Source organism: Chitinophagales bacterium (assembly GCA_020635995.1).
GTDB lineage: Bacteria > Bacteroidota > Bacteroidia > Chitinophagales > UBA8649 > JAFMKE01.
Map to the genome: position 1 here is coordinate 59,214 of JACJYS010000009.1, position 22,869 is coordinate 82,082.

Below are 22,869 nucleotides of genomic sequence, written 5' to 3' on the forward strand. Positions count from 1 at the left end.
AGATTGAAGAGCCAACAAACATTACTCCTTAACCACTTTAATAGTTGTTTTTAAGTTTTTATCTGTAGTGAATTGAATAAAATAAATGCCATTGGTTAAATGACTTATGTTTATTTTATTATCAAAATTTTGTGCTTGAGAAACTACTTTGCCACTTAAATCAAATATTTGGTAACTGCTTAGTTTTAAATTATTATTGGTAAGCACCGTTATTAAACCATTAGTAGGATTTGGATATAATGTAATGTTATTTTTTACCCAATTTTCTTTAATACCCACATTATTGTCTAATATTTTAATAGATAAACAGACCGTATTATTGTTTTCATCGCTTTCTGTTATCTCATTATTTTTATCAGAAATTATTAAAATATATTGATTTCCTACACTTGAAGAAGTGGGAATGTTTAGCAGTGTATTAACCGTTTCAGAAGTGTTGTTGCTTCCTAAATTATGAGTAAATTCGCTAAGCAGCATATCGCTGGCATCAAAAATGCAATCATTAGATAAATAAAATGATAAATTAACATCAGGCAAGTTTGAAGCCGTTTGGCTACCCGAATAATTATGGTTTACGTTTATGTTTATACTTTCGCTTTTTTCTACAGAATCCGGAGTTAGTGAATAATTATTTAAAAACAAATCATTAGGTATTACAGGCTCGTTTACAGTTATAGGCAAGCAAGCGGTATTGTTATTTTCGTTTATTTCAGCTATGTTATTATAATTGTCTGCTATAAATAAAATGTAATAATTTCCGGAAACTGTTGAACTTGGAATATTCAGTGTTTTACTTTCATTAATGCTATTATTATCGCTACCTAAATTACTTACCACAGCGCCTAAAGCCACATCATTATTGTCAAAAACGCAATCTGTAGATAAATAAAAACCCAATGTAGCATTTGCTAAATTAGCCGAAGATTGACTTCCCGAATAATTATGATTAACAGAGGCAATTACATCATTGCCGGCTACTACGGTATTTATATTTAAAGACGGATTACTTAGTGTTACATCATTTGGATAAATAACCGTTATAGGTAAACACAGCGTATTATTGGTTTCATTACTTTCTGTAATATCATTATTACTATCTGCAATTATAAGAATTTGATACGTGCCTGGCACAGTTGATGGATTAATGCTAAAATTAACAGCCTCATATATTGATGGATTATTATTTCCTAAATCGCTAATTTCTGTTCCAAGCAATACGTCTGACGCATCGTAAGAACAATCATTAGATAAATAAAAAGAAACAGCAACATCATTAAGTGCTGATGAATTTTGCCCACCGGCATATACTTGATTAACTCCTACAGTTATATTCGTATTAGAATCTACCATATTATTAGAAACCGTAGCTCCACTTAGGGTTATATCTTCCGATGGAGTAGGGCAGTCAACCACTAAATCATAAGCACTGCCACTTCCGTCATCTGCATCTACTACTACGTAATATGTTTGCCCGGCTATAGCACCATTAAAAGTAGCACTTGAAGAAGAAACTGTACCTAAACAATCGGAAGCATCACAACTTCCTAAAATATACACATCTAAATCACCCGTAAAATTACTGATAGTGGCAGTAAGTGTTCCTGTAAAATTGGGTATAATGGTGTGTACTCTTTCTGGTCCTGTTTCTGTCCAGTTGTTACAGCCATAAGTGCTTATAACATTAGGTGCAGAAGAAGCATTGCCATGATACGACACGCCACAAGTAAGAGCCACAGCTCCGCTACAATCTAATGTTGGCGGAGGTACAACTTGAAAACTAATGCATGCCATATTATTGCTTTCATTTTGTTCTGCAAAAGCATTCATAGCATCGGCTACAAAAATTATATTACAATTTCCAGTACTTGTATTTTGTGGAATATTGAGCGTAGCAGTTTCTAACTCACTGGTATTATTAATATCTAATATTGAAGAATCACTACCTAATAAAATGTCATTGGCATCTAAAGTGCAATCTGTAGATAAATAATATTGTACAACAGAATAGCTATTGTTAATAGTATTGCCACTATAATTTTGGCTTACGCTAACTTGAATATTCTCACCGGCTATTACATTGGTATTAGAAGTAATTTGAGCATTATTTAAAGTAAAATCGTGTTGTTCATTAGCACAATTTACTATTAAATTATAAGCACTGCCACTTCCGTCATCGGCATCTACTACTACGTAATAGGTGTGCCCTGCCACCGCATTATTATATGTAGCACTTGAAGAAGAAACTGTGCCTAAGCAGTCAGAAGCATCACAACTGCCTAAAATATACACATCTAAATCGCCTGTAAAATTACTGATAGTTGCTGTAATTGTTCCGCTTGTAGTAGGTGTTATGGTGTGTACTCTTTCAGGCCCTGTTTCTGTCCAGTTGTTGCAGCCATAAGTTCCTACATTAGAAGATGCAGAAGACGCAGAGCCACTATAACTAACGCCACAACTTAAAGCTACAGCACTAGAGCAATCTAATACTTGCGGGCTGCATGTTAAACCTAAATCGCTTTGTAAGGCTTCATAGTATGCTAAAGCAAATTGATTTCTCCAGCTATTGCTTAATAATTTGTTCAAATCGCTGGTGTAATCTACAAAACCTATTTCGTTTAAACAGCCCACGGCATTTGTAGGGTGCAATACGCCTAAATGAAAGTTTAAATAAGTGTAATCTTCTACGCATCTTCTTGAGTTCCAGCTTCCGTAGCTTACCATTTGGTCTTGCACTTCTTGGGCAAAAGTTTGACATTCGGCATTTGAAGAAATACTATTATTGCACCAAAAAGTTTCTGTTCCTGTGCCTCCACCGGCATTGCAGTGTACGCTTAAAAATCTATCGGCTCCCCAGTTGTTTGCCATTGTAGCTCTTTGCGATAATGAAGGAAAATCGCCACAATCATTTGATTCTCTGGTTAAATATGTGGTAACGCTGGTACAATAATTACTAAAAAGAGAGTCTAATTTTAGAGAAACAGCCATTGCCGTTAAAATTTCGTGGTCAGAACGCACGTTAGAGGTACAATTTTGAGTGCAATCGCTACAATAGCCATGTCCGGCATCTATTACAACCACCTGTGCAAATGAAAATTGTACTATAAAATAGAGTAGTGTGGTAAATATTATTTTTTTCATTTAATAAAGCTTGAAATGTTTAATTCATAAATACCTTCTTTATTCATATCGCTGTATATAATTGAAGTACTGTTTTTAAAATTAGGATAAGCCTCAAAAATATCTTTAGTATTTGTTATTTGTGTTTGTTTGCCTGTATTAACATTCCATAAAAATATATCGGAATTAGATATTTGGTGTCCGTCAGTACTTTCATCTAAAAAACCAATTAAGTAATTTCCGGAAGGATGCCACGAAGTGTGAAGTCCTTTTCCTAAAATACTTTCGGTGTTTGTTTTTAAATCTATTAATACAATTTCGCTTCCATTGTTTGCCGCTAAATATTTGCCATTTGGCGAAGCTAACAAATTGTAGTATCGTTGTTTCTCCTTTCCAAAATTCCATTCGTTGTTTTCATATTTTGCTTTAATGCTCAAAGATTTTTGGTCTAAATAAAAAATAGTATCGCTATATTGTAAAGAAGCTAAAGATGTTAAGGCGGGATAATCGGTAAAAGATTGTTTTTTATTGCCGTTAATATTGATGCTACTGAATTGCATTTTATAATTTTCTTTGTATTTGTATAAAATAGTTTCGCAGTCTTTAGCCCAGCTAACGTTGTTTTTAAGTCCTTCTTGTTGCAAAACTACTTTGCTTTCATTTGTTTTGGCATTAAATACCGTTAATTGGTTTCCTTCTTCGTTTAAATAAAAAAACATAGAGCCATCGGGGCAATAATGAGGTTCAACGGCATCAGATTTTACTAAAAGGGTAGGTGTTGTATTTTCTTGTTTCTCAATGTTGCTTTCTGTTGCCGTTACTGTATTTTCATTTTGTTGTTTTACAACAGCTTGTTTTTCTTGTGTGTTTGTGGTATTAGTAATAGCGGTTTCGTTCTCAGAGCTATTATTATTAGAGCAGGAAAGTAAACTGGCAAAAAATACTATTTGCAATATAAAGCACTTCATTGGTAGAAAAAGTTTAATTGCATATAAAGGTACAAAATGAAATGTACAAAATTATTGTAATTATAAAAATTATAACTACACTAAAGAAAAGTTGCAAAATCTGTCTGCCTAAATTTGTCATCTGCTGTTTTATAACATTTTAGTATTTTTGATTACAGTCTACCGACAGATAGATTTGGTTACCTTTGTGTCAAGACAAAGGTAAAAAAATATAAACTGTAATTAATTTACTTAAACGCCCCAATATGCTATATTAAAGTATAAATTATTGGTATAAAAAATATTCAGACTTAGAAAAAATGGCAATAATACGCTATTTACAAGTTTTAATGCCAAAAAGCGTGTATAGCGGACAAAAACTAACTATACTTGTTAGTACAAATACTCCTGCCAGCACTAAAAGAACAATGCCCAAAGTTCCTGTAACGGTGTGGGTGAAATAAAGTGTGGCAAAAATTACAGCAACTATCAATCTGATAATTCTATCTGTGGTTCCCATATTTTTTTTCATGATAAAAAGGTTTTGTTTAATTGAATAAAGTTAGTGTTTATTTTTAAATTATTATGTGATTAAACTCACAGAGTATGCTACACATTTACACCAAACAAATAACCTACTACGGCCGTTAATACCATAGCTACGGTTCCCCAAAAAGAAATTCGTAAAACTGCTTTAGTTATGCTTGACCCACCTGTTTTTGCAGCTAATGCTCCCATAATCATTAAAAATAAAATAGAAAAACCATAAAGGGAATATTCAATAGTATTAAGTGGTAAAAATAACGTAACTAAAAGCGGTAATATTCCTCCGGCAGTAAATGCAGCTCCTGAGGCTAAAGCGGCTTGTATAGGATTTGCTTGGCTCATTTCTGTAATACCTAACTCATCTCTAATATGGGCAGCTAAGGCGTCTTTTTCGGTTAGTTCTTTGGCAACAAGCATGGCGGTTTCCTTTTTTAAGCCTCTTTCTTCATAAATGTGGGCTAAACGTTGCAATTCTATATCTGGCATTTCTAAAAGTTCTTTTTTTTCTCTTTCTATATCAGATTTTTCAATATCTGTTTGAGAACTTACAGAAACATATTCTCCTGCTGCCATAGATAATGCTCCGGCTACTAATCCCGCTAAAGCGGCTAAAACAATAGGCTGTCTTAAATCGCTGGCGGCAGCTACACCTATAGCTAAACTGGCTGTAGAGAGTATGCCATCATTAGCTCCTAAAACGGCCGCTCGTAGCCAATTACTTTTGTGTATATAATGATTGTCTAAATAATCGTTTTCTTCCGACATAATATTTGAGGTTTAATTTTTAGTTTATACCGATTAGGAATATATTTTTAGTTGTTTTATTAGCTCTATTGGGTTAAAAATGGACATAGTTCTCCTAAGGTTGTACACCGTAAAGGCTATGGCTATCTCTGTAAGCACCTTTTCTTTGGTTCGTACTAAGGTATGGTCTAAGTGCCACTGCCTCTTAAGTGTGCCAAACTGATGCTCAATTATTTGTTGTTTTTGTCGGTATTGCATACCTCAAAGATAATATACTTATATCCAAGCTATATTTTTTCTTGTAAACTTGTCCACAATACGGTGTGTAGGTTATTGCACAGTATGACGGTAAATTGTATGAGTAGTGGCAGATAGCGAGTAGTTTCCTGTCAAACTGCTACGCAGTTTGAGTGGGCTACAAACCTTGAAATTTGGCACTTTGCCTGCCATTACTTATACAAAATGTTATGGGCTGGTTTTAATTATTAAGAAGACAATCAACGGTATGTAATAATTGCTTGCTTTGCTCAGAGTTGAAATCTTCTTAGACATATCCATCAGAAGTCCAAATTCTTATTGTTTCAACTTCTTTAGTCCTAAACATTTATAGCTCTTTCTTGCGTCCAAAAACGCCTCCAAAATATTGAGTATACTTCGCATCACAGTTAAAGTCTGCATCATTTACTAATTCAATTCTTGTTCCATCTCTAAATAGAACGTTCATTTTATCATCATCGTCAATGCAGTTGCCAGCACCTACAGCTTGAATACTAAATATGATTGAACCTCTGTCACTTTTCAGAATATAAAAACCAAATCCGTTTTTTCCTCCGTCTTTGGACACGATTAACATTTCCTTTGCAGCAACAGTTGATTTTCCTGTTACTTTGTCTACTTCAGTTGAAATATAGTTACTGCAATCAGAACTATTAATAGGTTCTTGTTTTTCTATACTCGTTTCTACATACTTCCAAGTACCATCATCATTTAGAATAACTTTTTTTCCGTCATTTGTTGTAGCTTCGGTTTGTGCAAATGTTGATAATACTGTAAATACTAAAATAGAGATTGTAAAGATTGTTTTTTTTATTTCTATTAAATTTTATAAGTTAATTTATATTGATTCTTGTCATTAGACTTTTCAGTTCCGTTTTGTTTTTTCAAGTGGCTTCAGGTTTCACATTATTATTATACTTTACCAAAACTAATTTGTGGAGGTTCTCTTGTCTGTTTCATTCCGGTATGTCGTTTTTTTAGCTTGCACCCAACAATTACACATCAACAAAAAACTTGTTGATATATTTCTTATTGTCGTATGCAATATTAGTTATTATATTTATATTTTACAAGTTATTCTTGTGTTTTTGTCATTTTTTGAAAATGTTAATGACACCCGCTCTACCTTTTTAATCTATTTCTTTACAAAATATTGTTATTTTTGCACGATGCAAATTACCGCAGCAGAATTGGCACATCTACTTAATGCAGAAATTGAAGGCAATCCAAAGGCTTTAGTCAATAAATTAGTTAAAATAGAGGAAGCCGATAATGAATCTTTATGTTTTATAGCTAATCCTAAATACGAGCATTTTGCAGAGCATACCAATGCCGGAATTGTAATTATTGCTAAGAAGTTTTCAGCACCCAAAAATAAAAACACCACTTATCTTAAAGTTGACGATCCCTATAGTTCTTTTGCTATTTTGTTAGATAAATTTTCTTCTTTGCAAAATCAAGGTAAAACGGGTTGGGAAAAGCCTTACTTTATTCATGAAACCGCCAAAGTAGATAAAAACACATACTTAGGAGCTTTTGTGTATGTAGGAAAAAATGCAAACATAGCCGCTAACGTTCAAATTTACCCCAATACATACATAGGCGATGATTGTAGCATTGCAGAGGGAAGCATTATTTATTCGGGGGTACATTTATATAACAATACACAAGTAGGAAAAAATACCATTATTCATTCGGGAGTAATTATAGGCTCCGATGGTTTTGGTTTTGCTCCGCAAAAAGACGGTAGTTTTAAAAAAGTACCACAAACGGGAAAAGTGGTAATAGGAAATAATGTAGAAATAGGAGCTAATACCGTTATAGATAGAGCTACTTTAGGAAATACAACTATACACAATGGCGTAAAACTTGATAATTTAGTGCAAATAGCCCACAATGTAGAAATAGGAGAGAACACGGTTGTAGCTGCTCAGGCAGGAATATCGGGAAGTACAAAACTGGGCAAAAATGTAATGGTAGGAGGGCAAGTAGGTTTTGTGGGGCATATAACTATAGCCGATGGCACAAAAATAAATGCCCAAAGTGGCGTAAGCAAAAGTGTAGATAAAAAAGGAAGTTCATTGTCCGGTTCACCGGCAGAAAATTTCCGTCAGCATTATAAAAATATAGCATTAACACGTCAATTATCTTCCATGCTTGAACGTATAGAAAAATTGGAACAAGAATTGAGAAACAAGTAGTATGAATTTATATCAACAAACCATTAAAAACGAAGTTAGTTTAGCTGGTGTAGGCTTACATACAGGTCAAGAAGTTACACTAACTTTTAAGCCGGCTCCTGCTTTTCACGGAGTGAAATTTAAAAGAGTAGATACAGCAGAGCAAACTATTATTCCTGCCGATTGCGATTTAGTGATTTCTGTAGAAAGAGGTACAACTTTAGAGAAAAACGGTGTAAAAGTGGCTACTGTAGAACATCTTATGGCAGCAGTTTTTGGTTTGCAAATAGATAATTTATTAATAGAAACCAACGGAGTAGAAATTCCAATTTTAGATGGTAGTTCTTTGCCTTTTATAAAAGCATTAAAGCAAGCAGGTATAGTAGAACAGCAAGAAGAACGAGAAATTTTTGAGTTAAATGAAACTATTTCTTTTAAAGATGCAGAAAAAGATGTAGAAATGTTGGCTATGCCAAGTAGCGATTATAAAGTAACGGCTTTAATTGATTATCAATCTAAAATACTGGGGCAGCAACATTCTTCTTTAGATAAACTTGAAGATTTTGAAAAAGATTTTTCTGAAGCACGTACATTCTGCTTTTTGCATGAGTTGGAGTATTTGTATGAATCGGGGCTAATAAGAGGTGGCGATTTAAACAATGCCATAGTGGTAGTAGATAAACCCGTAGGAGATGATGAATTGGGAAAACTTAGAAAAATATTTAACAAACCGGATGTTGCCGTAGCCGAGGGAATACTAAATAATGTAGATTTACGCTATCCAAATGAGCCCGCTCGCCATAAATTATTAGATGTTATAGGCGATTTAGCATTGATAGGCACACCCGTTAGAGCCAATTTTATAGCCACAAAACCCGGACATAAAACCAATGTAGAGTTTGCTAAAAAAATAAAAGCTGCTATTAAAAAGCAAAAGAAAACACCTAATGTGCCTACTTACGACCCCAATGCCGAACCTGTTTTTGATTTGCCGGCTATTCAAAAATTATTACCTCACAGAAGTCCTTTTTTATTAATAGATAAAATAGTTAGTCTTACAGATAAGGAAGTGATAGGCATTAAAAATGTAACTTTTAATGAACCTTTTTTTCAAGGACATTTTCCGGGCAACCCAGTAATGCCGGGCGTGCTACAAGTGGAAGCCATGGCACAAACAGGAGGAATATTAGCCTTAAATGCTGTTGAAGATCCCGATAGTGAATATGATACTTATTTTTTAAAAATAAATAATTGTAGATTTAAACACATGGTTAAGCCGGGCGATACTTTAGTATTAAAACTTGAATTGCTAAGTCCTATGAGAAGAGGAATATTAGAAATGAAAGGAACAGCATTTGTAGGAAATAAAATTGCAACAGAAGCTGAATTAATGGCTAAAATTCAAAAAAGAAATTAATTATGCATCAGCCATTATCATACGTACATCCTCAAGCAGAACTTGCCGACAATGTTGTAGTAGAGCCTTTTGTAACTATTCATAAAGATGTAGTTATAGAAGAAGGAACATGGATAGGTCCTCATGTAACTATAATGCAAGGTGCCAGAATAGGCAAAAACTGTAAAATATTTCCCGGTTCTGTTATATCGGCAGTTCCTCAAGATTTAAAGTACAAAGGCGAAAAAACTACCGTAGAAATAGGCGATAATGTAACTATAAGAGAATTTGTAACCATAAATAAAGGAACAGAATATAGCGGTACTACTAAAATAGGCAGTAATACGCTTTTAATGGCTTATGTGCATATAGCCCACGATTGTATAATAGGCGATAACGTAATTTTGGCCAATAATACCAATTTAGCCGGACACGTAGAAATAGACGATTGGGCAATTCTAGGTGGCTCGGTAAATGTGCAACAGTTTACCAAAATAGGAAAACACGCTTTTATAAGTGGAGGAGGAGGTGTAAATAAAGATGTACCGCCTTACGTTAAAGCGGCCCGTTTGCCGGTTTCTTATATAGGTGTTAATTCTGTGGGAATGCGTAGAAGGGGTTTTGATTCAAAAACCATAAACTCCATATTAGAAATATACCGTATTTTGTTTGTGAGAGGCTACAATACCTCTAACGCTATGAAAATAATAGAAGCAGAAATAGAAGATTCTCCGGAAAAAGATGAAATAACCACCTTTGTAAGAAACTCTGTAAGAGGAGTTATGAAAGGTTTTGCCACTAATAATGACAGATAAAACTTAGAACTTTTATAAGTTTTAAGCAAAAGAATTGCTATGCAAATAACCCTACAAAATATAGCTAAAAAGTATAAAAGTCAATGGATTTTTAGAAATGTAAATTACATTTTTGAAAAAGGGAAAAAGTATGCCATACTTGGCGAAAATGGCTCGGGAAAATCTACATTGCTTAAAATTATTTCGGGGCAAACTACGCCCAATAAAGGCACTGTAAGCTATTTTTCTGATACTAAAATAGAGATAGAAGATGTACACAAAAAGCTGAGCTACTGTGCTCCATATATTGATTTAATAGAAGAATTAACCTTTGCCGAAATTGTTGCATTTGTAGCTAAGTTTAAATCTTTTACAACAACATTTGATGTCCATACACTTCAAAAACAGTTTAATTTTTCGGAAAATAAATGGATAAAAGACTACAGTTCGGGCATGAAACAGCGTGTTAAGCTTATTTTAGCTTTGTATTTAGATGTAGATTTAATACTTTTGGATGAACCTACCAGCAATTTAGATGAAGAAGGTGTGCAGTGGTTTTTAAAAACAATAAATGAAATTGATAAAAATAAAACAATAATTATTGCTTCTAATATTAAAAGAGAATATGATTTTTGTGATGAAGTAATTAAAATATCGGATTATAGATAGATTGTCAATATTCAGATAGAGATTAGATAAATAAAAAACAACAATCTACCTTTTCCTAAAAAGGAGAAATGAATTCCCTCCCCGAGGGGAGGGTTAGGGAGGGGCTAAAAACAGAAAACAAATGAAAAAAGCATACGTATTTCCAGGGCAAGGAAGTCAATTTGTAGGAATGGCTAAAGATTTATATGAGGCTAATCCTGAAACTGTACAGCCCTATTTTGATAAAGCTAAAGAAATTCTTGGTTTTGATATTCAAAAAATAATGTTTGAAGGTACAGAAGAAGATTTATTGCAAACCAGCGTTACTCAACCTGCTATTTTTTTACATTCTGTAATACAAAGCAGTTTATTAGAAAGCTTTGATGCACAGGCTGTTGCAGGACATTCTTTAGGGGAATTTTCAGCTTTAGTAGCTGCAAAAGTGCTTAGTTTTGAAGATGGCTTAGAATTAGTAAAAGCAAGAGCCAATGCCATGCAAAAAGCCTGCAACGAACAAGAAAGCGGTATGGCTGCCATTATAGCTTTAAGTGATGAAGAAGTAGAAAAGATTTGTAGTAAAATAAATGGAGTAGTAGTGCCTGCCAATTATAATACCGTTGGTCAAGTAGTTATTTCCGGAGAAATGGCGGCAATAGATGAAGCTATAGAAAAATTTAAAGAGGCAGGAGCACGAATGGCTATAAAACTTAAAGTAAATGGAGCGTTCCATTCGCCATTAATGAAAAGTGCAGAAGAAGAACTGGCAAATAAAATTAATGAAGTGGTGTTTAATAAACCTGTGTGTCCTATTTACCAAAATGTTAGTGCCAAAGCAGAAACAGATTTACAGAATATAAAGCAAAATTTAATAAAACAGCTTACCGCACCTGTAAAATGGACGCAAACTATAGTAAATATGAAAGCCGATGGTTTTACAGAATTTGATGAAATAGGACCAGGTAAAGTACTTACCGGCTTAATAAGGAAAATAAAATAAACCCTACAAAAATGAAGCACTACCATTTATTCTTATTCTTGATAATATTTTCTATTGCCTGTAAAAACAATAAAACAACTACTTCTTCGCCCGAAAAAGCACAAGAGGAAATAAAAGCCAGAGAAGAATTTCACTCTCATGAAGCTATTGCTTTTGAAGACACATTAAACTTAACGCTACAGCATCCTTTTATTAATGATATTCGCTTTAATGATATTATAATAAAGGAAATGGTGCAATTTTATAAACAAAATGGTTACAACACAAGATGGCTGTATGCAGAACGGCATGTAGAACTTTTTGATTCTTATTTGAGAATGCTTTACGATTCAAGAAATTATGGATTAAACCCCGAAACTTATGCTTATTCTACTTTAATTAAAACAGAAGAAGACTTATATAACAAAGCAGAAATTAGCAATGCAGAAATAGTTGAATTAGATAAGCAAATAACTGCATCTTTCTTATTGTTTACCAAGCACTTAGTGCAGGGTAGAGTAGTAGATCCTTCTTTTGAAAAAAAGATATGGAAAATAGATTCATTGACAGTTAATAGTGTTGAATTATTGTTAAAATTAAGCGATGAAGAAAATCTTTATAATTTAATTGCTTCATTGCAACCACAAACCGAGCAATACAAAAAATTAAAGAACAAACTGAGTCAGTTGTTAAAAGAAAATTCGGATAACATAGCACCTATAATTATAGAAGATGCCAAAAAGTTTAAAGTAGGCTACACCGACTCTAATATTGTAATATTAAGAGAAAAAATACAGGCTTTTGGTTACGATTTTAAAAATGATTCAGCATTAAATGTTGTTGACTCCAATTTAATAAAAGCATTAATGCAGTTTCAAGATGATAGAGGCTTAAATATAGACGGAGTACCGGGAAAAAATACTTTGAAATACTTAAATATGTCTAAAGATGATGTAATAGACATAATAGTACTTAACATGGAGCGTATGCGGTGGCTAAATAAAGATTTTGGCAATGAATATATTATTGTAAACATTCCGGCATATAAACTCAATTATTTTAAAAATGATTCCATTATATTTAGTTGCAAAGTTATTGTAGGAAAAGAATATAATTCTACGCCTATTTTTATGGATTATATGGAATATTTAGATTTTAGACCAACATGGACAGTGCCGAGCAGCATTATGACAAAAGAATTTATACCCAAATTGCGTTCTAATCCAAATTACTACGCCAATAGAGGTTTTACTTTATACGAAAATGGAGTAGCTATTAGCCCAAGTGCTGTAAATTGGTACAATATAGCCGGGCGGAATTTAAAATTTGTAGAAAAACCATCTGAAAAAAACTCACTGGGTTTGGTTAAGTTTATATTTCCAAATAATATGAATATTTATCTGCACGATACGCCAACAGATTATTTATTTGATAGAAATGAAAGAGCTTTTAGCCATGGCTGTGTAAGAATAGAAAAACCGGCAGAACTGGCTTACACGGTATTGCAAAGCAATAACAAACCATGGACAATGGATGAAATAAACGAAGCTATGCACACAGGAGATAAACCTAAAAGAGTACTGTTAGACCATGAATTATTAGTACAACTTGTGTATTTAACTGCTTATATAGATAAAAACGACAAACTTATAATAAGAAATGATGTGTATGGACACGATACTAACCAACTTAAAATAATAAGAGATAACTACGGCATTAAATATGCTATGCCATTAAAGAAAGTTAGTTAGTACAATTTTTTAAGCTGAAATGTAGTTATTAAACGATATGTCTTTAATTCGGGTATTCATAATAGTACTTTTTGTTGGTTTTAGCTTCTGGCAAAAAGGAAATGCTCAAAAACAGAACATGGTAGATAGCAACTATATAAAAGTGCTACCCAACCATATTTCTATAACTCCAAGTATTTTTAGAAAAGACAACATTTTAAACATAAAAGAAAAAGGAGCTCCGCGGCTTAGCTATAGCATTAATAGCAGGTTAAAATTAGGACTTCATGTGGCGTGGCGGTGGATTTCTTTTGGTTTTAGTATTAATGTTCCAAATGCTGCAAATGAAGATAAATACGGAAAAACTCAAACTTTAGATTTTAGAACTAACTTTTTAATAAAAAACAAAGTATTGGTAGATTTACAATTTGCCACCACCAAAGGAATGTATCTCTCTAATGCAGAAAATCATATTCCCGAGTTTTCAGAAACAGTTAATGTTTACCCGCATTATCCTAATATGCGTACTTTTCAGTTTGGTTTAGATGTAAACTACTTATTTAACAGTAGGAAATATTCATATAAAGCGGCTTTTGGGCAAAATGTGGTACAGTTAAAAACAGCAGGAGGTTTTGGTGTTGGCGGATACTTATATCTTATGTCGGTAAATAATGACGGTGTTTTATACCCCGAAGAAAGCGAGCATAATTTTAATCGCTTAAAAGGATTAAATGGTGTGAATGTAGTTTCTTATGGTCCGGAGTTTGGCTATGCACAAAACATAGTATTTAAAAAGCACGGTTTAGTTGGTTTGTTAGGTTTGTTAGGCTTGGGCGTTAGTTCTTTTGAAGAAAAAGCATTAGATGGCAGTAGTTTACGGCATACAAATTTTGGTTCACGATTTAAGTTTAAAGGCATGATAGGCTATCAAGGAGATATGCACAGTGCGGGATTTTCGTTTAGATTTCATGCTACGGCAACCAGTTACGCAAAGAAAATAAAAGGTTCAACAATACTTGGCTATACAGGCGTATATTACAAAATTCAGTTTACTACAAAGAAGTATAGGGATAAATAGCTTTATTTTTTTGGCTTGCTGATAGTATCTTAAAATTACAACCAGTATAACTTCATTAATAAACATTGTACCTTAGCTGAAATTTGAATAAACGTCAATGAAAAAGACCATATCTCTATTTGTTTTACAGTTTATTTTTCTGTTTTTAATAGCTCAAAAAGAAAAAAAAATAGTTAAAGAACTCTTTAATTACAACGACTCCATTATTGCTTATCAAAATAATATTGATATTAAATTGCTGTACAATATTCCCGATTCATTGATGCAAATGAGCTATAAAAAGCTAAAAAAAATGGGCAATAATTATAAAAATGAATATGCTTATACAAAAGCCGGTAAATATTTTACTGCAGCAGTTGCAAAAACTAAAAAAAGCAAGAAAAAATCATGGGCTTATTATAATGGGGCGATAATGCTGTATAAGAAAAAAGATTATGACCATGCTTTGCAGTTTTTTCAGTTAGCTAAAGCTAATAATAAAAAGCAAAAAAAATATTTGGATAGCGATTTTTACATTGGAGATATAAAATTGCATTTTGAAGATTATAATCAAGCTAAAAAGTACTTGAGAGATTTTAACAAAAAGGTAGGCGATAAAAAAGATTATGCTTTCTTAAAATCTAAAGCTTTGGTTTTATTGCGTTCTTGCAATTTTGCTTTAGATACCATTCAAACGCCTTCAAAATATAATTTGTACGAGATTCCAATTTTTAAAAGTTGGCATACCAAAGACGGCATGGACGTGAGAGATAAAGAGTTGGTTTATACCAGAAAATTTGATAAAGATGCTGAAAATGCTAAAACCATTATTCATACTATAATGCCCGATAATAGAGGATTTGATTTTTCAAGTAGTATAAATTATGATGAAGATGCTAAGGGAAATCCAAGTTTTACAGAAGATGGCAATACTATTTATTTTTCAAAATGTAAAGTGCAAAATGAGGAGTTGACAGACTGCAATATTTATGTTAGCTATTTAGAAAATGGAATTTGGACAAAACCGGAAAAATTAAACGAGAACATAAATGAACCCAACAGTAATGCTACGCAACCTCAAATAGTTGTAGATGAAAATGGTGTGGAATTATTATATTTTGTAGCGGAAAGAGAAAAAGGCAGAGGCGGGAAAGATATTTGGTATGCCGTAAAAGATGAAAACGGGAATTTTGGACGAGCTAAAAACTTAGGCTATCCTATAAATACAAAATTTGATGATGTGGCTCCTTTTTATCATACTCAAACTCATACGCTTTATTTTAGCACAGAAGGAAAAGAAGGCTATGGCGGTTTAGATGTTTTTGAGTCAACAAAAGTAAATGATGAATTTGAAGAGCCTGTAAATATGGGCAAGCCTGTTAATTCAAGTTTTGATGATATTGACTTTATGTTAGATAAAAAACTACAAAAAGGATATATAGCTACCAATAGATATAGGACGTATAATTCTAATTGCTGTAATAATATTTATAAAGTAAAAACAACTGATTATGAAGTGTATGCAATGGGAAATATTTATGAAGAAACAGAAAACACAAGAGAAAAAATAAACAATGCTGTTTTGTTTTTTAAAAATGCAATGTTAGATAGTTTAGATTTTGAATTAACAATAGATAGTGGGTTTTATTATACAGAAATAGCTAAAAAGTCAATTTATAATGTTACGGTTTCTAATGATGATTTTGAAGATGAGGAATTTTTAGTTTCTACAATGGAAATAAATGAGGAGGATACTATTTATAATGACGTTTTTTTTAGAAACCGATTAAATTTTTCGCAGCGGTTATATGCTACTGTTTATTATGAGTTTAATCAATCAGATTTAACCAAAGAAGCACCCAAAACCTTAGAGAAAGTATTGACATTTTTAGAAGAAAATCCCGATTATAATGTAGCAGTAAAATCTCATACAGATAATTCAGGTTCAGACAGTTATAATATGAGTTTGAGCAAAAGAAGGGGCGAAGCAGTGGTGCGATATTTGGAGTTTTATGGAGTGAATAGAGATAGAATTTCAAGCTCGTGGTATGGCGAATCAAAACCTAAAGCCAGTAACAGTACAGGCAAAGGCATGGCACAAAATAGACGAACAGAGTTTTGGGTGGAGCGGAAGTGATGTATAAGGGGGCACTCTGTTACTTAGTGTCAGCGTTGGCTACTCATCTAACCAATCTTTAAAACTTCTTGATTTTCCGGCACTAATAATCAATTCGCCTTCTTGAGGTGGCTCTAATTTTAGTTTTACCCTACCTTTAAAGTATGGATGTATTTCGCTAATGCTGTTGATGTTTATAATAAACTGCCTGTTGGCTCTAAAAAATACAACAGGATTGAGCATCAGTTCTACTTCATCTAAAGTATTATCTAATGGAAATTTTCTACCGTCAATATTTACAATATAGTTTATCCTATCGTGCGAGTAGAAATAAGCAATATTAGTAACCGTTACATACTTAAACACATTGCCTACACGCACCATAAAACGTTTTTTAAACTTTTTATCTCTGTCAGAAATAAGTTTAGTTAGCTTTTGCAAATCTCTAACATAGTTTATATCGCTTTTGTCTTTAAAATAAGTGTTGTATTTGTCAAAACAAAACTTAATATCTTCAAGTTTAGGTTTGTCCGTTATAAAATTTAGGGTATTAAATAAATAAGAAGTTTGTATATGCTTATCGTTAGAAGCTATAAATACCAATGCCGAATGAATATCTGAATATTGATACATTTTGTAGTATTCTTCAATCTCATTATCGCAAACATTAAAAATAATATCAGGTGCGTCATTATCTTGAAGCCAAGTAGTGGCATCATCTAAACCTATACATACTTGAATATTGTCTTTAAATTCGCTAAACTTACCTATTATATTTTCAAGATAATCGGCAGATTTTTCGTTATTGGCTATAATTAATACGTCCATAAGGCTAAAATACAAAATAGCTTTAACTAATGTATATAAAAATCAAAATTATATTTTGAAAAGTATTTTGTTAGCACAAAATATTTGTACCACAAGTATGTATGCTATAGCAAGGTATTAATTTTTACTTTTCTCCTATATCTACATTTACTTTTTTATCAAATAAAGATACACCGCCTTTTATACCAAAATCTACAGTAGTAACAGGGTACGCAATAGAGAAATTTTCTTGTTCAAACCGTTTTTTAATTCGCATAATAACATCACTCATAGCTTTTTGGTAGTCTTTGTTATTATTAAAATGAATCCAAAAACGAAGCTGAAAATTATAGCTTGAATTTCCAATTTCTGTAAAATAAAAATCAACATCTTCATCTTTAAGTAATTCGGGAATTTTGTACACTTCGTCTAAAGCAGCAGCTTTTACCCGCTCTAAATTATCGCCATAAGCTACGCCTGTTTTAAAAATTATACGTCTTTTTTTTAAAGTAGAATAATTGGTAAAAGTATTGCTGTAAACTAATTGGTTGGGAACAAAAACCTCTTGACCAGGTACGGTTTTTATTTTAGTTGTTATCCAACCTACTTGCGTAACAACTCCGTAATTGCCGTCTATTTCTACCCAATCATCTACTGTAAAAGGATTTTGAATTTTGAGTAATAATCCGGCAAAAATATTAGATGCTACATCTTTAAAAGCAAAACCGGCTATAATACCAATAATACCGGCTCCCGCTAAAACGTGGGTTAATAATTTTTCTAATCCCGCTAATTGAAGGGCAATAAAAACACCGGATAGGATAAAGAAAAAGTAAATAACCGATGAAAAAAAATTAGCTATTTCGGAATGTGCTTTTATTGTTTTGGTGTAAAAATTTAAGGTAATTTTTTTTGCTACTTTGGCAAAGAATACAAAAAGTAAAAGAATTATTATGGCAAGCAATATTTTGGGTAATTGGTCTAAAACAGAATTTTGCCACTGGATTAGTATTTCTTTTAAATAATTTAAAGATTTGTCCATGTTAAAAATATTAATGAGTATGTTTTTTCCTTTTTACCTTTATCACTTTATACCTAAAATCATCGTAAAACAAACTTGAAATTAAAATAAAAGTTGCAACAATTAAAGTGTATAAGTTGAAATTTGCCTTTATATACAATAAACCACCAATAATTCCTCCTAAAAAGAAAAATGAAATAATATAAATACGCAATTTTATTGAAGATATGATTCTTTGTTTATTAGGGTGCGATTTTGGAAAAAATAACAAGGATAAATCAATGCCTAAATCGGTAAAAAGACCTGTTAAGTGGGTAGTTCTTACTACAGCATCTGAAATTTTGGTAACAAATGAATTTTGTAAACCCATGGCAAACAGCAACATACACGCCATAGTGTTAGGGTATTGATTTTCAAATAAAAGATGAAGCACTACAACTGCAATTAGTATAGAAGATTCTAAAAAAGTGGGAATTACAAAAACGTTGATTTTCTTATTTTCCTTAAATAGCTCAATTAAAAAACCGGAAGTAAATGAACCCAAAAGAAACGCCATTACATAAAAGAAGTAAACAGCTCCTTTCCAAAATTCTAACTGCGAAATATCGTAAATAAAAAAGGCAAAATGCCCGGTAACATTAGTAGTAAGCTGTTTTAGTGATAAAAAACCTGTGGTATTAACTATTCCTGCCACAAAAGAAAGCACAATAGCTATTTGTAAATTATGTTTAAAAGTTCTGCTTTTACCTTGATGCCGAAACATTATTGCAAATTAATAGGTCTTATATCGGATAAATTTAAACTTTTATTTTCACTAAATACTAAAAAATAACCGCCACCGCCTGCACCGCATATTTTTAAGTAGTAAGTATCATTGTCTAAGCCTTTTTGCCATAGGTCTTTATATTGGGGTAAAATAAGTTCGTTATAGTTTTCTAATTGTAGTTGACTTAGTTGTTTTATTTTTACTGTATCGTATTTATTGTTAATAAAATCGGCAATAATGCTATTGTTTAGTGGTATAATTTCATTATCTACCACTTTTTGAAATGAGCTATTACTATTGTATTTATGTAAAAACTGCTCTACTAAAGGACCTGTTTTTCTTGGTGTTTTTGTGTCAAGCAGATAAATGCTGAAATGTTCTTTCCAGTTAATTTTTTGATGAACAACATTGGGTGTTTTTTCTATTACAATAGTTTTGTTTAAGTAACTAACTATTGGGTCTAAACCACTGCTTTTACCATGAAAAAAACTTTCGGTTATAGCTAATACGTTTTTAAGTTCGGCTAAATCATTTAGTTTTTTTACTTTGTATTTACTAAATATAGCGGCAGTTACAGCACCAGAGCTCCCCAAGCCATATCCTATGGGAATGTTCATACAAAATCCAAGCCCTTTATTTACATCTTCTTTTAGGTTTAAAGTGTTATAATAAGTATTTATTTCGCGGTGGTTTACAATATATTCACTAAGTTTTGTAAGTACTTCGTTAGAGTGCGTGTAATAATTTAATTGTGTGGTGTCAAAGCTTAATTGGCAGTACATTTCATTATAAGGAATTGCCAATCCATGAGCACCTTTGTTTATAATATGCTCGCCAAACAATAATATTTTAGATGGAAATTTTTTCACTTTTTAATGATATATAAAAGTTCCGTTTTCTGTTTTTATTTCTACTTGCTTGCCTTTGTGAGCTTCTACATAACCAATAATTTGGGCTTCAATATTAAAACTGTTAGCTATATCTATTATAGTTTGAGCATTTTTTTTGTTGGTATAAATTTCCATGCGGTGTCCCATATTAAATACTTTATACATTTCTTGCCAGCTTGTACCCGATTCTTTTTGAATAGCACTAAAAAGTGGCGGTGTAGGAAACAGATTGTCTTTAATTATTTTTAAATTATCTATAAAGTGCAATACTTTAGTTTGAGCACCTCCCGTACAATGCACTAAGCTGTGTATTTGTTTTGGTAGCTCTTTAAGCATCGTTTTTATAACCGGAGCGTAGGTTTTAGTAGGAGAAAGCAAAGCTTTGCCATAATCTAAAGGCGTGCCATCAAGTTTATCTGTTAGCTTTTTGCTCCCTGCGTATAAGTATTTAGTATCGGTATTAGGGTCAAAACTTTCGGAATATTTTTCTAAATAAGACTTATTTAATACATCATGTCGGGCAGAAGTTAAACCATTACTTCCCATACCTGAATTGTACTCTTTTTCGTAAGTGGCTTTGCCTGTACTACTTAAACCTATTATTATATCGTCATTAGCTATTTGGTTGGTAATAATTAAGTTATCGCGTTTCATTCTTGCCGTCATAGAGCCATCAATAGTAATAGTGCGAACGCTATCGCCTAAATCGGCAGTTTCGCCACCCATATATTTTATATCAATACCAAATTTTTGCATGGTATCTATAAATTCTTGTCCACCTTCAATTAAAGCAGCTATAACTTCGCCAGGTATTAAATGTTTGTTTCTATTAATTACGGAAGTGTATAAAAAAGATCCGGTAGCTCCTACACAAAGTAAATCATCTAAGTTCATAACCAAAACATCGGTAGCTATATTTCGCCAAACGCTAAGGTCTCCCGTTTCTTTCCAATATAAATAGGCAATAATAGATTTAGTACCTGTTCCGTCAGAGCTCATTAAGTTGCAGTAAGCATCATCATTTCCTAAAAAATCGGGATAAATTCTTGAAAAAGCTTTAGGGTAAAGTCCTTTATCTAATTTTTTTACAGCTTCATGCACTTCTTCTTTTCCTGCCGAAACACCTCTTTTATCGTAATTGCTTGTATTCATTACTCTGTTTTAATAGGTTTTGCCACAAAAGTAAATAAATGATACTGCATTACTTAATTATTTGTACACAAGTTCTCCCGAACTTCTTTTATAAAAAAAGTGTTTGTATAGTATAAAATAAAATAAGATGGCAAAAAGTAAATTTGAGAGTATTATTAGTCAAGATAAACCTGTGTTAGTAGATTTTTCTGCGGAGTGGTGTGGGCCGTGCAAAGCTTTAGCTCCTATATTGAAGCAAGTGGCTAAGGAAGTGGGCGGTAAAGCAAAAATTGTAAAAATAGATGTAGATAAAAACAATAAGCTGGCTGCAAAAATGGGAATTAGAAGTGTACCTACACTAATGCTTTACAAAAAAGGAGAGTTAAAATGGAAGCAGAGTGGAGTAGTGCCTGCTAATAATTTAATACAAATAATTAACCAATATGCTTAAAATAATATTATTGTCTGCAATGTTTTTTCATTCAGATTCTTTACAAAAAGATAGTGTAAAAAGTGTTGTTCAAATAAAATCTTTTGAACAGCAAATGGCAAAATCTATCAATCAACAAAATTTCAAGTATCAACATAAACAAGGATTCTTTTGCGATTTTGAAGATAAACTGAATAAGAAAAATAAAGCTCTATTCTTAAATATTGGAGTTGGCAATCAATAAAGTATTTATATTTTATTAATAAACAGTTGTATAAAAATCAACTAAAAAACTTGTAATTTTACAGTATGTCAATTAAAAAGATAGGAGTTTTTACTTCAGGAGGCGATGCACCGGGTATGAATGCAGCTTTACGAGCCGTAGTTCGTACGGCTAAATATTACAATATTGATGTTGTAGGCATTTATAGAGGATATGAGGGCATGATAGAAAATGACTTTGTTCATTTAGATGAAAGAAGCGTTTCAAGAATTATAAATAGAGGTGGTACAATTATAAAAAGTGCACGTTCTAAAGAGTTTAGAACCAAGGAAGGCAGAAAAAAAGCTTTTGAAAATTTAGAATGTAATGGCGTAGAAGCTCTAATAGGTATAGGTGGCGATGGTACTTTTATGGGCTTGCATGTTTTTAACAAAGAGTTTGGCGTGCCTGTTATTGGATTGCCAGGCACTATTGATAACGATATTTTTGGTACAGATTATACCATAGGTTTTGATACAGCTTCTAATACAGCCATTGAAGCTATAGATAAAATAAGAGATACTGCCACTTCTCACAACCGATTATTTTTTATAGAAGTAATGGGGCGAGATGCGGGTTTTTTGGCACTGCGTGCAGCCATAGGAAGTGGAGCAAAAGCTGTCATGCTTCCGGAAACGCACATGGAAATAGATGAACTACTGGCGGCTATTAGAAAAGGTAAGGGCAAGCACAAATCAAGTAATATAGTGATAGTGGGAGAGGGAAATAAAAATGGGAATGCCAGCGAGCTGGCAACGCTAATAAAAGGAATAGCACCTGAGTATGATACTAAAGTAACGGTTTTAGGTCATATTCAAAGAGGCGGTTCTCCTTCTGCATTTGATAGACTGCTGGCAAGTAGATTAGGCGTGGGAGCGGTAGAGCAACTAAAAGAAGGAAACAACAATATAATGGTAGGCATATTAAACGAAAAATTAGCTTTTACACCATTAGAAAAAGCAGTAAAAGAAAACACACTTATTTGTGATGAATTACTGCATGTAATTAATATATTATCAACTTAAAAAAATATAA

22 protein-coding genes are annotated in these 22,869 nt (G+C 32.5%); 11 read left to right on the top strand and 11 right to left on the bottom strand.

Going from position 1 to position 22,869, the window contains the following annotated elements:
• Positions 1 to 21: 21 nt before the first annotated feature.
• The 6 genes from H6578_11740 to H6578_11765 all read right to left on the bottom strand — a co-directional run bounded on the left by H6578_11740 (position 22) and on the right by H6578_11765 (position 6,450).
• Positions 22 to 3,138 carry an N-acetylmuramoyl-L-alanine amidase gene (locus H6578_11740; protein ID MCB9227822.1) on the bottom strand — a complete coding sequence of 1,039 codons (3,117 nt, stop codon included), beginning with the start codon at positions 3,136 to 3,138 and terminating at the stop codon, positions 22 to 24.
• Positions 3,135 to 4,085, bottom strand: a complete 951-nt coding sequence (locus H6578_11745) for a hypothetical protein (protein MCB9227823.1) — start codon at positions 4,083 to 4,085, stop codon at positions 3,135 to 3,137. The genes H6578_11740 and H6578_11745 overlap by 4 nt, the downstream gene beginning before the upstream one ends.
• Positions 4,086 to 4,398: 313 nt before the next feature.
• Positions 4,399 to 4,596 (bottom strand): DUF2892 domain-containing protein, encoded by a 198-nt coding sequence (locus tag H6578_11750; GenBank protein ID MCB9227824.1) that lies wholly within the window; start codon positions 4,594 to 4,596, stop codon positions 4,399 to 4,401.
• 77 nt (positions 4,597 to 4,673) lie between these two features.
• Positions 4,674 to 5,375 carry a VIT family protein gene (locus tag H6578_11755; protein ID MCB9227825.1) on the bottom strand — a complete coding sequence of 234 codons (702 nt, stop codon included), beginning with the start codon at positions 5,373 to 5,375 and terminating at the stop codon, positions 4,674 to 4,676.
• A 33-nt stretch (positions 5,376 to 5,408) separates the two neighbouring features.
• Positions 5,409 to 5,612 (bottom strand): transposase, encoded by a 204-nt coding sequence (locus H6578_11760; protein ID MCB9227826.1) that lies wholly within the window; start codon positions 5,610 to 5,612, stop codon positions 5,409 to 5,411.
• A gap of 346 nt (positions 5,613 to 5,958) precedes the next feature.
• Complete coding sequence (locus tag H6578_11765) at positions 5,959 to 6,450, bottom strand: DUF3157 family protein (protein MCB9227827.1); 492 nt, start codon at positions 6,448 to 6,450, stop codon at positions 5,959 to 5,961.
• Positions 6,451 to 6,799: 349 nt separating this feature from the next.
• Between H6578_11765 and lpxD the strand changes: the two genes are divergently transcribed.
• The 8 genes from lpxD (at position 6,800) to H6578_11805 (ending at position 16,548) form a co-directional block, all read left to right on the top strand.
• On the top strand, positions 6,800 to 7,831 hold the full coding sequence (gene lpxD / locus H6578_11770) for a UDP-3-O-(3-hydroxymyristoyl)glucosamine N-acyltransferase (GenBank protein ID MCB9227828.1): 1,032 nt from the start codon (positions 6,800 to 6,802) through the stop codon (positions 7,829 to 7,831).
• 1 nt (position 7,832) lies between these two features.
• Positions 7,833 to 9,227, top strand: coding sequence for a bifunctional UDP-3-O-[3-hydroxymyristoyl] N-acetylglucosamine deacetylase/3-hydroxyacyl-ACP dehydratase (locus H6578_11775; GenBank protein MCB9227829.1), 1,395 nt, complete (start codon positions 7,833 to 7,835; stop codon positions 9,225 to 9,227).
• 2 nt (positions 9,228 to 9,229) lie between these two features.
• The gene (gene lpxA / locus H6578_11780; protein ID MCB9227830.1) at positions 9,230 to 10,021 is read left to right on the top strand and encodes an acyl-ACP--UDP-N-acetylglucosamine O-acyltransferase; all 792 of its coding nucleotides are present in this window, start codon (positions 9,230 to 9,232) and stop codon (positions 10,019 to 10,021) included.
• A 39-nt stretch (positions 10,022 to 10,060) separates the two neighbouring features.
• Positions 10,061 to 10,669: an ATP-binding cassette domain-containing protein gene (locus H6578_11785; GenBank protein ID MCB9227831.1), complete on the top strand. Its 609-nt coding sequence runs from the start codon at positions 10,061 to 10,063 to the stop codon at positions 10,667 to 10,669.
• A gap of 121 nt (positions 10,670 to 10,790) precedes the next feature.
• Positions 10,791 to 11,645: an ACP S-malonyltransferase gene (gene fabD, locus H6578_11790; protein MCB9227832.1), complete on the top strand. Its 855-nt coding sequence runs from the start codon at positions 10,791 to 10,793 to the stop codon at positions 11,643 to 11,645.
• A gap of 11 nt (positions 11,646 to 11,656) precedes the next feature.
• Entirely contained in the window at positions 11,657 to 13,375 is a 1,719-nt protein-coding gene (locus H6578_11795) for a L,D-transpeptidase family protein (GenBank protein ID MCB9227833.1), read from the top strand.
• 37 nt (positions 13,376 to 13,412) lie between these two features.
• The gene (locus tag H6578_11800) at positions 13,413 to 14,432 is read left to right on the top strand and encodes a DUF4421 family protein (GenBank protein ID MCB9227834.1); all 1,020 of its coding nucleotides are present in this window, start codon (positions 13,413 to 13,415) and stop codon (positions 14,430 to 14,432) included.
• Positions 14,433 to 14,529: 97 nt separating this feature from the next.
• Complete coding sequence (locus H6578_11805; protein ID MCB9227835.1) at positions 14,530 to 16,548, top strand: OmpA family protein; 2,019 nt, start codon at positions 14,530 to 14,532, stop codon at positions 16,546 to 16,548.
• A 39-nt stretch (positions 16,549 to 16,587) separates the two neighbouring features.
• On the opposite strand, the gene H6578_11810 is transcribed toward H6578_11805, so the two are convergent.
• The 5 genes from H6578_11810 to H6578_11830 all read right to left on the bottom strand — a co-directional run bounded on the left by H6578_11810 (position 16,588) and on the right by H6578_11830 (position 21,163).
• Positions 16,588 to 17,355: a LytTR family transcriptional regulator DNA-binding domain-containing protein gene (locus H6578_11810; GenBank protein ID MCB9227836.1), complete on the bottom strand. Its 768-nt coding sequence runs from the start codon at positions 17,353 to 17,355 to the stop codon at positions 16,588 to 16,590.
• A 124-nt stretch (positions 17,356 to 17,479) separates the two neighbouring features.
• Positions 17,480 to 18,376 carry a mechanosensitive ion channel gene (locus H6578_11815; GenBank protein ID MCB9227837.1) on the bottom strand — a complete coding sequence of 299 codons (897 nt, stop codon included), beginning with the start codon at positions 18,374 to 18,376 and terminating at the stop codon, positions 17,480 to 17,482.
• Between the two features lie 10 nt (positions 18,377 to 18,386).
• Positions 18,387 to 19,118, bottom strand: a complete 732-nt coding sequence (locus H6578_11820; GenBank protein ID MCB9227838.1) for a DUF1275 domain-containing protein — start codon at positions 19,116 to 19,118, stop codon at positions 18,387 to 18,389.
• The gene (locus tag H6578_11825; protein MCB9227839.1) at positions 19,118 to 19,990 is read right to left on the bottom strand and encodes a hypothetical protein; all 873 of its coding nucleotides are present in this window, start codon (positions 19,988 to 19,990) and stop codon (positions 19,118 to 19,120) included. The genes H6578_11820 and H6578_11825 overlap by 1 nt, the downstream gene beginning before the upstream one ends.
• 3 nt (positions 19,991 to 19,993) lie before the next feature.
• Positions 19,994 to 21,163: a phosphoribosylformylglycinamidine cyclo-ligase gene (locus tag H6578_11830; protein ID MCB9227840.1), complete on the bottom strand. Its 1,170-nt coding sequence runs from the start codon at positions 21,161 to 21,163 to the stop codon at positions 19,994 to 19,996.
• A gap of 127 nt (positions 21,164 to 21,290) precedes the next feature.
• Between H6578_11830 and trxA the strand changes: the two genes are divergently transcribed.
• The 3 genes from trxA to pfkA all read left to right on the top strand — a co-directional run bounded on the left by trxA (position 21,291) and on the right by pfkA (position 22,859).
• Positions 21,291 to 21,593 carry a thioredoxin gene (gene trxA, locus H6578_11835; protein MCB9227841.1) on the top strand — a complete coding sequence of 101 codons (303 nt, stop codon included), beginning with the start codon at positions 21,291 to 21,293 and terminating at the stop codon, positions 21,591 to 21,593.
• Complete coding sequence (locus H6578_11840; GenBank protein ID MCB9227842.1) at positions 21,586 to 21,816, top strand: hypothetical protein; 231 nt, start codon at positions 21,586 to 21,588, stop codon at positions 21,814 to 21,816. The genes trxA and H6578_11840 overlap by 8 nt, the downstream gene beginning before the upstream one ends.
• A gap of 65 nt (positions 21,817 to 21,881) precedes the next feature.
• The gene (gene pfkA / locus H6578_11845) at positions 21,882 to 22,859 is read left to right on the top strand and encodes a 6-phosphofructokinase (protein ID MCB9227843.1); all 978 of its coding nucleotides are present in this window, start codon (positions 21,882 to 21,884) and stop codon (positions 22,857 to 22,859) included.
• Positions 22,860 to 22,869 lie beyond the last annotated feature (10 nt).